The following is a 7,424-nucleotide window of genomic DNA, read 5'->3' as shown; positions in this document are numbered from 1 at the left end:
GACATCCGGTGGCGGCCCCGGCGTGTTCTGGGCGCTACGCGCCCGGCGGGAGCGGTCGGCGTTTACGCCGTAAACACTCTTCCGGCCGGGCCGTGGACACCTCCGGGGCGCATCCGCGCCCGCGTCAGCGGGCGACCGAGGCCGACAGCAGCTCCACCAGCGTCTCCAGGTCCTCCCGGGAGAGCCGGGCGCGCAGCTCGGCCGCGATCACCGAGGGCGGCCCGAGCGGGATGACACCGTGGCCTCCGCCCCCGGTCCGGCGGGAGCCCGCCGTACCGGGCTGCAGGGCGGCACCGCCGTCGCTCACGGCGCGGCCCGCGCGCCCGGGGGCCGGTGCAGCCTCCGCTTCCGGCGTCGCTGCGATCGGAGCGACCGCAGCGACCGGCATGGCCTGCTCCTCCGGAGGGAGCTTCCCGATCTCCCGGGCGTCCTCCAGCTTGAGCGCGCCGTCCGCCAGGGCCTGCTGCAGCTCGGGCCTGAGCTTGAGCAGCACCAGGCGCTGCGAGCCCCAGCCGGGGGACTTGCCGACCTTGCGGCAGGCCTCTCTGAGCGTGATCCCGCGCAGGTCGATCAGCCGCTGCAGCGCCCGTGCCTCCTCCAGCGGCGTCAGGTCGTCGCGCTGGAAGTTCTCGATGAGGGTGCGCTCCTCGGCGGACTCGGCGGACTCGCGGACCTTGACCGGCACCTCGGCCAGCCCGGCCAGCGCGGCGGCGTGCCGGCGCCGGTGGCCGTGCTGGATGACGTACGGCCGGTCGCCGATCTCGCCGGCGTGGTGCGGGTAGGCGGCGAGCCAGACGGCCCGGGGGACGACCACCAGGTCCTGCAGCACGCCCTCGTCACGGATGGTCTCGGCCAGCCCTTCCAGGTCGCGCAGGCTCTCGCGGGGGTTGTCCGGGTTGTCGGCCAGATCCTCCAGCCGCACGGTCTGCGGCCACTTCGGCGCGGCCGGTGCCGCCGGTGCGGCCGCGGCGCGGGGCTGCTGCTCGGGGACGGCCGGCTGGCCGACCATCAGCGCCGCGAGGCTCGTCCTCTTGCCCGCCATCAGACGGTCCCGTTCCGGAGCTGCCCGTGCTCCAGGGCGAGCCGGTAGAAGTCCTCCCTGGCCTCCATCGCGACCCGGTTGCGCGGGTACTGCGTGACGACCAGGCCCTCGGCGGAGGCCCGGGAGTGGATCTTGTAGTGCCGGATCACGGTGTTGGCGAGCGGCCAGCCCTGGTTCCGGACGAACTGCAGGGTGTCGTCGAGGTCGGCGCGGCCGTCGCGCGGGTCCCAGTTGTTGGCGACGACGAGGAAGGGGAGCTTGCGCGGCTTGACGACCTTCTCGATCGTGTTGAAGGTCGGCTGGAACGCCAGCGGCTCCGGCTCGATGGGGATGATCACGTCGTCGGCGTTGTCGAGTACGGCGCGCAGCGCGTCGGCGGCCGCGCCGTCCCCGAGGGGGTCGTCGCCCGAGGAGCCGTCCGACAGGTCGAGCCAGCCGGGGGTGTCGACCCAGACGTCGGTGACGTGCGGGATGTGGCGGAGGTTGGCCAGGCCGGCGATGTCGTCGTGGGCCTGGACGAAGTCGAAGGGGAGCGCGTCGCCGACCCTCTCGGACCACCAGACGGCCGAACCCTGCGGGTCGATGGAGACGGTGACGACCGGGGGGTTCGCTCCGGCCACTCCTCCGACGGTGTCGGCCGTGACGGCGGCGAGGTTGACGGCGAGCGTCGACTTGCCGACGCCGCCTTTCTGATTGAGGACAACATGCACTCTGGCCACGTCGGGCTCCTGTTCCGTGTGCTTCCCGTGTGGTACTTCGGATCAGGAGGCCAACTATTCCAGATGCGGCGGGTGTTCACGGCGTGAACACCCGCCGCCCGCAGACCGGGGTGGGACCTCCGGCCCCGGTCCGTCGCGGGCGGGTCCGCGACCTGCACCGGGCTCCCCGCGGTCGCCCGCGCGCCGGTGCGGCGCCGGGCGGGCGGCCGGGGACGCCTCCGTCCCGCGGGACGGGCCATCGGCATGTCACGACAGGCCCCCGGGAGGGCAGATCCCCCGCCGCCTCCGTCATCCGCGGCCCGCGCGCGCGGTCGTATCGGGCCATGGAGCGTTAGATCATCACGTGGCGTTCTTCCGGTGGGCGGGATAGCCGAGCGTAATGTGAAATATGACCGCTATAGCCAAGGGTGAGGCTTATGTCTGATCCTGAGGCTGACTCACGCGGCGTCCCTTCGGAAGATCTGCGCGGCCCACGGACGTGGCGCGCGGAGCCGGGAAGGAAACGATCACGATGATGACGATGATCCGACGTGCACTGGTGATCACAGGAACCGTTGCGGCTCTGGGACTCACGAGCCAGAGCGCCGCCCTGGCCGACAACAACTGGCCGTATCCCTACGGGGGCTACGGCTACGGCTACCCGGGCTGGGGCAGCAGCTGGTACTACTCCAACTACCAGTTCGCCGGGCCGTACGGGGCGGCCAGCAACTACCTCTACAGCTACGCCTGGTGAGCGTGCCCGCTGAGGCGGTCCGGCGACGGCCGGGCCGCCTCAGCGGTTCCGGGGCCCGGGTGCGGCCCGCGCGCCCGGCCGTCAGAGGCCGGAGCCGTGCATCGGGTTGTGCCTCCACCGGTCGACGTCGCGGATGTACTTCAGCAGCTCGGCCGAGCCGTCGCGCCAGCCGCCGTGGCGGCCGATGGAGACCAGGTCGGCGCCCGCGGTGTAGGCGCCGGTCGCGCCGCCCGCCCGCAGGCTGTGCGCGCTCAGGCCGTCGACGCGCAGCCCGGCGCGGCGCGCGGCCCGCACGAGGATCATGCCGATGGCGTGCCCGGTGAGGCGGCCGTCGGCCGCTCCCCTGCCGGAGGGCGCGGCCCCCGGCACGCCCGCGATGACGCCGTGCCGGTCGACGCGGCGCAGCAGCGGGCCGGAGGTGGAGCCGTGCGCGGCCAGCAGTTCCCGCCAGGCGCGCAACGTACGGACCGGGCAGGTCAGCGGGTCGGAGCCGTACGGCACGGCCACCTGTCGGCCCGCCGCGGCCTGGTCGGTCTTCGACCTGCGCACGGTGACGACCAGCCCCTGCTCGACCTCTGCGACGTCGCCCAGGTCGAGCCCGGCCAGTTCGCTGCGGCGGGCCATCATCGCCCAGCCGAGCACGACCGTCAGCCGGTCGCGCAGGTCTGCCGCGCCGCCGGTGTCGAGCGCGGCGGCGATCCGCCGCAGCTGGGGCACCGCCAGGGCGGCGGCCTGGCGCTGGTTCGGCAGCCCCGCGGCGGCGCGTTCGCCCCGGTACGCCTTGCGGACGGCGCGCGCGGCCGTGGTGTCCGGCGGGACCAGGCCGCTCACCCGGTGGGCGGTGCGGATGCCGGCGATCGCCCGGGTGATGGTGGCCGGGGCCTTGCCCTCGTCGGCGAGGGCTGAGACGTACTCGGCGAGGGTCTCGGCGGTGGCGGGCAGCGCCGTGCGGCCGGTCCGCGCGCACCAGGCGGTGAAGCGGCCCCAGTCGCCCGCGTAGGCGCGGCGCGTGGCGTCCGGGACGCTGGCCGCGATGCGCGCCGCGGTCGCCGCCGAGACCGTCGCGTCGATCTCCGCGGGCTCCCGGGCGTCTCCGGCGCCCCCGGGGGCGATCTCCCCGGCCGGCCCGCCCCGGACCACGATCTCCGCGGTCCGCGCGGCCGCGGTCTCACTGCCGGAGTCGGAGGTGACGGACACGGCAGGACTATACAGCGGCGGATCACGTATCGATCATCTTTTCGACGACGGCGCCCGTTCTCGCGCACAGATTCGCCCCGCTCCGCCCGCGGCCCCGTCCACGCCGCCGCCGGGGCGCCGTTCCCGCAGGTCGCAGTGGGCCGAGGTCTGTCTCAGCTCCATTCACGCCCTGCCGATGGTGGGACCCGGAGCCCCATCACGGAGGAGCGGGTATGCGCAAGGTCAGAATCGGAGTACGGCTCGCGGTGGCGTTCACCGCGCTGCTGTCTCTGCTCGCGGGCATCGCGGTGATCGCCTACGTCGCGATCCAGGACCAGCGCCATACCGCCGCGCAGGTCCGCGATCTGCAGGTCCTCACCAGCCAGGCCAAGGAGATCAAGTTCTACGCGGCCAGCATGAGCGGCTGGCAGAGCGCCTACATCACCGACGTCCACCGCCTGGGCGCCGAGCGGGCGTTCGGCGGCGACTCGGTCAACTACAAGGCCTGGCAGCAGGAGCGCGAGCGCTTCGAGAAGTTCCTGCCGCAGGTGACGGCCGACGTCATGAACGACGCCGAGCGGAAGCTGTTCGACCAGGTCCGCGCCGAGTCCGAGGCGTACTTCGCGCTGAACGACAAGATCGTCGAGACGTACGCGCCGGGCACCGCCGACGCGCTGTGGCAGGGTGACCAGCTGGCCGTCTACGACAGCTGGAGCACCTACTACCGGATCCTGCGGGCCGCCCAGCAGCTCGCCCAGTCCGTCGACCAGCGCAGCGCGGCCGCGGTGCAGGCCTCCGCCCAGGACGCCGCCGGTGCGCAGAGCGCGATCTCCATCGGCACGGCGCTGGCCCTCGTGCTCGGCTGCGCCCTCGCCTACCTGGTCACGCGCAGCATCGTCGCGCCGGTCACCGCGGCCCGGGACGCCCTGCGCACCGTGGCCGACCGCAGGCTGGACGTCGAGCTGCCCACCGAGGGCCGCGACGAGCCGGCGCAGATGGCCGAGGCGCTCAACGAGGCGCTCACCGCGGTCCGCACGGTCGTCACCGACGTGGCCGCCCACGCGGGCACCCTCGCGGACATGTCGACCCAGCTGGACGAGGTCACCAGCGTCTTCGCCGACAACGCGGCCAACACCTCCGGGCAGGCCGAGGCCGCCGCCGCGGCCTCGGCGGAGGTCAGCCACAGCGTGCGCAACGTCGCCGACGGCTCGCGCGAGATGGGCGGCGCCATCCAGGAGATCTCCCAGAACGCCTCCGACGCGGCCCGGGTCGCCACCGAGGCCGTCGCGGTCGCGGAGTCGGCCAACAGCACCGTGAACCAGCTGACCTCGTCGTCGTCCGAGATCAACCACGTGGTCAAGCTCATCACCAGCATCGCCGAGCAGACGAACCTGCTGGCGCTCAACGCCACCATCGAGGCCGCGCGCGCCGGGGACGCCGGCAAGGGCTTCGCGGTGGTCGCCCACGAGGTCAAGAACCTGGCCCAGGAGACCGCCAAGGCAACCGAGGACATCGGCCGGCTCGTGCAGACCATCCAGCACGACAGCGACGCCGCCGTCAGCGCCATCAACCGGATCAGCGAGGTCATCTCGGGCATCAGCTCGTACCAGATGACGATCGCGAGCGCGGTGGAGGAGCAGACCTCGACCACGAACGAGATGAACCGCAGCGTCGCCGACGCCGCGAGCGGCGCCTCCCGGATCGCGGAGAACATCGCCGCCGTGGCCTCCTCGGCCTCGGCCGTCGACGCCGACATCGCCCGCTCGCGCCAGGCCATCGCCGAGCTCGCCGGGATGTCCCGGCAGCTGCGCGAGGCGGTCGAGCAGTTCCGCTACTAGGACCGGCCGGGGCGGTGCCCGCACTCTCCCGGACCGGCCGCGCAGGCCATCTCATCCCCCGATCCCACGTCAGAAGGAAAGAGCACACCGTGCGTAACAGGAAGAAGACCGCGCTGGCCGCCCTGGTCGCGGCCGCCGCGCTGGCGACGGCCGGGTGCGGGGCCCAGGTGGAGACGGCCGCCCAGGCCGCCGTCGGCGACGGCCTGGGGCTGGAGCAGGTCCGCGTCGGCCTCGCCTTCGACCAGGGCGGCCGGGGCGACAAGAGCTTCAACGACGCGGCGGCCGCGGGCCTGGACCGCGCGAAGAAGGAGCTGCAGGTCGACGGCGTCGAGGCCACGCTCGACGAGGAGAGCGAGCAGGAGCGGGCCGCCACGCTGCGCGGGCTCGCCGAGGACGGCCGCAACCCGATCATCGCGGTCGGCTTCCTGTACGCCGCCGCCGTCCAGGAGGTCGCGGCCGAGTACCCCGACACCACCTTCGCCATCGTCGACGACGACTCCTTCAGCGCCTCGAACGTCGTCTCCCTGGTCTTCGCCGAGGAGCAGGGCTCCTACCTGGCCGGTGCCGCGGCGGCGCTGAAGTCCCGCTCCGGCAAGGTCGGGTTCATCGGCGGCGTGCGCAACCCGCTGCTGCAGAAGTTCGAGGCGGGCTTCGCGGCGGGCGCGGCCAAGGCGCGCCCGGGCGTGCGGGTCAGCGCCGACTACATCTCCACGCCGCCGGACTTCAGCGGCTTCGGCGCCCCCGACAAGGCGAAGAAGATCGCCCAGGGGATGCTGGCGTCCGGGGTGGACGTCATCTACACCGCGGCCGGCGGGTCCGGCACGGGCGCCCTGGAGGCGGTCGCCGCGCGCGAGGGCGCCTGGGCGGTCGGCGTGGACAGCGACCAGTACCAGACCGCGGACCCCGGGGTCCGCGACGCCGTCCTCACCTCCATGGTCAAGCGGGTGGACAACGCCGTCTTCCAGGAGATCCAGGCGTTCATCAAGGGCGACCGGAGCGGCGGCGTCAAGCGCTTCGACCTCAAGACCGACGGCGTCGGCTACGCGACCTCCAACGAGAAGGCCATCGCGCCGGTGCGCAAGAAGGTGGACGCCGTCCGCGAGCGGCTCCTGGACGGCAGCGTCACGGCGCCGACCAAGCCCTGACGGCCGCGCGCCCGAGGGCCGCGCCTCCGGACGGCCGCGCCCCCGGAGGGGCCGCCCGCCGTGCGGCGCCGGACCGGCCGGTCCGGCGCCGCACGAGGCCCGCACGGGCTCGGCGGAAGCGGCGGAAGAAGCCCCGGATGTCGTCGACCAGCAGGTCGGGGGCGTCCTGCGCGGCCCAGTGGCCGCCCCGGTCGTACGCGTTCCACGACACGATCGCCTTGTGGTCGCGCTCGGCGAAACGCCGCAACGGCGTGACGTCGTAGGCGAAGCCGGCCAGGCCCGTCGGCTCGGCCGGGTGCTCGGCGTGGTGGTCTTCGTAGTAGAAGCGCGCCGAGGAGGCCGCGGTGTTGGTCAGCCAGTAGATCGTGGCGTTGGTCAGCACGTGCTCGTCGCCGGTGGAGGCCAGCAGCTGGGCGATCCAGGCCAGCTGGCCGGCGGGGGAGTCGGCCGGCGCGTGCGCGAGGTTCTGCGGCGCGGTGCGCTGCAGCTGGGCCTCCCAGGCGCGCCAGTCGTAGGTCTGGCGCCACTGCCGGACCAGCCGTTGCACGTAGCCGAGCGGCACGCCGTATTCCCAGCCGGGCTGGACCGGGCCCTTGGGCGTGCCGTCGGTGACCTCTTCGGGCGGCAGTTCGTCGGTCCAGCGGGTGCGGGCCAGGCGGTCGGCGAGGTCGTCCAGGGCGGCCTGGGGGATCTCGACGCGGAAGGGCGTGATCTCGGTGCTGTTCTCCATGACCCCGGCACCAGGAAGCCATTAGGAAGACATCGTTCCTA

Annotated in this window: 7 protein-coding genes; 3 read left to right on the top strand and 4 right to left on the bottom strand. The window is 73.5% G+C overall.

The window, feature by feature from the left end:
* Positions 1 to 124: 124 nt before the first annotated feature.
* Together ABD823_RS31080 and ABD823_RS31075 are read right to left on the bottom strand one after the other, a co-directional pair.
* Positions 125 to 1,042, bottom strand: coding sequence for a ParB/RepB/Spo0J family partition protein (locus tag ABD823_RS31080; RefSeq protein WP_344865869.1), 918 nt, complete (start codon positions 1,040 to 1,042; stop codon positions 125 to 127).
* Complete coding sequence (locus ABD823_RS31075) at positions 1,042 to 1,761, bottom strand: nucleotide-binding protein (protein WP_344865866.1); 720 nt, start codon at positions 1,759 to 1,761, stop codon at positions 1,042 to 1,044. The genes ABD823_RS31080 and ABD823_RS31075 overlap by 1 nt, the downstream gene beginning before the upstream one ends.
* Positions 1,762 to 2,281: 520 nt before the next feature.
* Here ABD823_RS31075 and ABD823_RS31070 point away from each other — a divergent pair.
* A complete protein-coding gene (locus tag ABD823_RS31070; protein WP_344865864.1) occupies positions 2,282 to 2,494 on the top strand; it encodes a hypothetical protein in 213 nt (70 codons plus the stop codon).
* A gap of 81 nt (positions 2,495 to 2,575) precedes the next feature.
* On the opposite strand, the gene ABD823_RS31065 is transcribed toward ABD823_RS31070, so the two are convergent.
* Entirely contained in the window at positions 2,576 to 3,691 is a 1,116-nt protein-coding gene (locus ABD823_RS31065; RefSeq protein ID WP_344865862.1) for a site-specific integrase, read from the bottom strand.
* 212 nt (positions 3,692 to 3,903) lie between these two features.
* Between ABD823_RS31065 and ABD823_RS31060 the strand changes: the two genes are divergently transcribed.
* Together ABD823_RS31060 and ABD823_RS31055 are read left to right on the top strand one after the other, a co-directional pair.
* Complete coding sequence (locus ABD823_RS31060; protein WP_344865860.1) at positions 3,904 to 5,508, top strand: methyl-accepting chemotaxis protein; 1,605 nt, start codon at positions 3,904 to 3,906, stop codon at positions 5,506 to 5,508.
* Between the two features lie 89 nt (positions 5,509 to 5,597).
* On the top strand, positions 5,598 to 6,653 hold the full coding sequence (locus tag ABD823_RS31055) for a BMP family lipoprotein (RefSeq protein WP_344865858.1): 1,056 nt from the start codon (positions 5,598 to 5,600) through the stop codon (positions 6,651 to 6,653).
* Here ABD823_RS31055 and ABD823_RS31050 read toward each other — a convergent pair.
* On the bottom strand, positions 6,631 to 7,383 hold the full coding sequence (locus ABD823_RS31050) for an epoxide hydrolase N-terminal domain-containing protein (protein ID WP_344865856.1): 753 nt from the start codon (positions 7,381 to 7,383) through the stop codon (positions 6,631 to 6,633). The two genes, ABD823_RS31055 and ABD823_RS31050, sit on opposite strands and share 23 nt — an antisense overlap.
* Positions 7,384 to 7,424: the final 41 nt, after the last annotated feature.

The sequence above is a fragment of the Planomonospora alba genome, assembly GCF_039534085.1.
GTDB classification, from domain to species: Bacteria; Actinomycetota; Actinomycetes; order Streptosporangiales; family Streptosporangiaceae; genus Planomonospora_B; species Planomonospora_B alba.
Note: the sequence above shows the minus strand (reverse complement) of the source record. Positions and strands in the feature narration are given on the sequence as shown.